The sequence below is a fragment of the Myroides indicus genome (assembly GCF_004364575.1).
In the GTDB taxonomy this organism is placed as follows: domain Bacteria; phylum Bacteroidota; class Bacteroidia; order Flavobacteriales; family Flavobacteriaceae; genus Flavobacterium; species Flavobacterium indicum_A.
In genome coordinates this window covers 1-2,855 of the sequence record NZ_SOAG01000065.1, presented here as the reverse complement: position 1 = coordinate 2,855, position 2,855 = coordinate 1, and the positions used below count along the sequence as shown (strand labels likewise).

Annotated in this window: 2 protein-coding genes and 1 pseudogene; 2 read left to right on the top strand and 1 reads right to left on the bottom strand. The window is 34.5% G+C overall.

All coding sequences use genetic code 11. The features are described from left to right. Window positions 1–110: 110 nt before the first annotated feature. Complete coding sequence (locus C8P70_RS13660; RefSeq protein ID WP_133713848.1) at window positions 111–908, bottom strand: DUF2797 domain-containing protein; 798 nt, start codon at window positions 906–908, stop codon at window positions 111–113. A 111-nt stretch (window positions 909–1,019) separates the two neighbouring features. Between C8P70_RS13660 and C8P70_RS13655 the strand changes: the two genes are divergently transcribed. Together C8P70_RS13655 and C8P70_RS13650 are read left to right on the top strand one after the other, a co-directional pair. Beyond that, on the top strand, window positions 1,020–2,528 hold the full coding sequence (locus C8P70_RS13655) for a GH3 auxin-responsive promoter family protein (protein ID WP_133713847.1): 1,509 nt from the start codon (window positions 1,020–1,022) through the stop codon (window positions 2,526–2,528). A 117-nt stretch (window positions 2,529–2,645) separates the two neighbouring features. Next, window positions 2,646–2,855: pseudogene (locus tag C8P70_RS13650) on the top strand (IS5/IS1182 family transposase); the annotation flags it as partial.

Genomic DNA, 2,855 nt, shown 5'->3' with positions numbered 1-2,855 from the left:
TAGTTAAATTTAGTGATTTTTATATTAACATCCTAATTATTAGCCTTTTTTTGCTGAAAATTGAATAAAAAAACCGCCTCAGTTGTGAGACGGCTCCCTTTTTTTAAATATTAGAAAACCCCAATCTTTACAACATATCCTTCGTAGGTTCTAACATTAAAAACTGTACCGTCTTCAAATAGTAAATATTGTCCCTTAACTCCCTTTATTGTCCCTTCAAAAAATGGTGTTTTATCCAAATTCAGACTTTTTATTTTAGATGGAAATTGCAAAACAGGATATTCAAGGTTAAAAATGGATGAATCGGTTTGGGCAAAATAAGGCTGAACGTCTGTTGGGAGCTTTGACTTTAATGAATCTCTTAACTCCTGAAGATTAACATCCAATATTTCATTTTGAAGCATTTTTCTCCAGTTTGTCTTATCTGTAAAAGAATTTTTTAGAGCTACTTCGGTAATTCCTGCAAGATACCGATTGGGTACCTCAACAATTTCAATGGCTTTTGAGGCACCTTGGTCTATCCATCGCGTTGGAACCTGTGTTTTTCTGGTTACCCCAACTTTTACATCACTGGTAACGGCAAGATAAACAATGTGTGGCTGTAATTGGACTTTGCGTTCATAAGTTAGATTACGGTCTTCTATGCCCAAATGTGCGGTGCTTAATTCGGGTCTCATAATCCAATCGCCTACAGCAGGACTGGACATAAAACAATCATAACAAAAACCTTGACGAAATATTTTTTTAGGTTGTCCACAGTTTAAGCACTCATACCCTGTAAACTCTATTTTTAATTTTCGATCAAGTATCTGATTGATATTGATAAAGTTATTTTTAAATACCAAATAATACTCAATAGGCGTATTCCATTCCGCTTGCATTTTGTTTAAAACTCCTTCGTATTGCATAGATAAAATTGTTATTTTTGGGTAAGTGGTAAAAGTACGAAAACATTTAAGCCGCCACGAATACTTTTCGAAAAGAAGAGCATAAACAAGTTATTTGTTAATTAAAAATTTATGGCATTTACGATTATTAATTCTATTGCGTCCTGGATATTGAAAAAGAGGATACACCAGATAGATTTGTTTAGAAAATACCCGAATGACGTACAGAATGATGTGTTTTTGAGCTTGATAAGGTCAAATGAGAAGACCTTGCTTGGTCAAAGATATGATTATGCAAGTATTAAAAATTACAACACTTTTGCCGAGCGGGTACCATTGTTTACATATGAGGAATTTGAGCCTTATATAGAGAGAACCCGAAGAGGAGAAAATAATATTTTTTGGTCAGAGCCTATTCGTTGGTTTGCTAAATCAAGCGGAACAACTAATGCCAAAAGCAAATTTATACCTGTTAGCGGAGAAGCTTTGGAAAATTGCCACTATAAAGCTGCCAAAGATTTGTTGTGTCTGTATTTAAATAATAACGAGAATTCTCAATTGTTTACCGGAAAAAGTTTGCGTTTAGGAGGAAGTAAACAGTTATATGAAGATAACAATACTTTTTTTGGAGATCTTTCCGCAATTCTGATAGATAATATGCCTTTTTGGGCCGAATTTAGCAGTACGCCGAGTAATAAAACATCGTTGATGTCGGAGTGGGAGAACAAGATGAAGGCTATAGTAAATGAAGTTCAAAGTGAAAATGTAACTAGTTTTGTCGGAGTACCCTCATGGATGTTGGTTTTGTTTAACCGAATCATTCAGGAAACGGGAAAATCTAGTTTATTGGATTTATGGCCTAATGCAGAAGTTTATTTTCATGGAGGAGTAAGCTTTGAGCCGTATCGGGATCAATACCGCAAGCTGCTGCCAAGTGATACATTTAAGTATTATGAAACCTATAATGCTTCCGAAGGTTTTTTTGCCATTCAGGATCAGAATGATTGTTCAGAAATGTTATTGATGTTAGACTATGGTATTTTTTATGAATTTATTCCTATGGAAACTTTTGGTAAAGCGGACCAAAAGATAATTCCATTGGAACAGGTTGAGCTCGGGAAAAACTATGCTATGGTAATTACTACTAACGCAGGATTAGTTCGCTATTTGATTGGCGATACAGTTCGTTTTACCTCATTGCTGCCTTATCGAATTAAAATTACCGGACGAACGAAACATTTTATAAATGTTTTTGGGGAAGAATTAATGATTGAAAATACCGACAGGGCACTGGCAAAAACCTGTGCGGATTTTGGCGTTGAAGTACTGGAATATACCGTAGCTCCCGTTTTTATGACGGACAGCGAAAAAGGAGCTCATGAATGGGTAGTTGAATTTGTCAAAGAACCACAAGACTTGGAACAGTTTGCTAAAGTATTGGATGTTAATTTACAACAACTTAATTCGGATTATGAAGCTAAAAGATATAACAATATGACCTTGAATCCTTTAGTTTTGCATAAAGCCCGTAAAAATTTGTTTCACGATTGGCTGAAAAATCAAGATAAACTTGGCGGACAACATAAGGTGCCCCGTTTGGCAAACGATAGGAAAATATTGGAGGAATTATTGATTTTATAAAAAAGAAGCCGTCTCACAACTGAGGCGGTTTTTTTATTCAATTTTCAGCAAAAAAAGGCTAATAATTAGGATTTTAATATAAAAAATACTAAATTTAACTACCTAATTATCAATGTAATGAATTATAGAATTAAAGAATACAACCAATCCCAAAACTGGTTATTTCCACCTTCTATAGAAGAATTAATTCCATCGGATTATCCTGTAAGAATCGAGAATAATGTAGTGGAGGAAATAGATTTAAAACCCTTATTAGAAACCTACAGTCGGGAAGGACATCCCAGTTATCATCCCAAAATGATGCTTAAAGTGATGGTTTATGCTTAT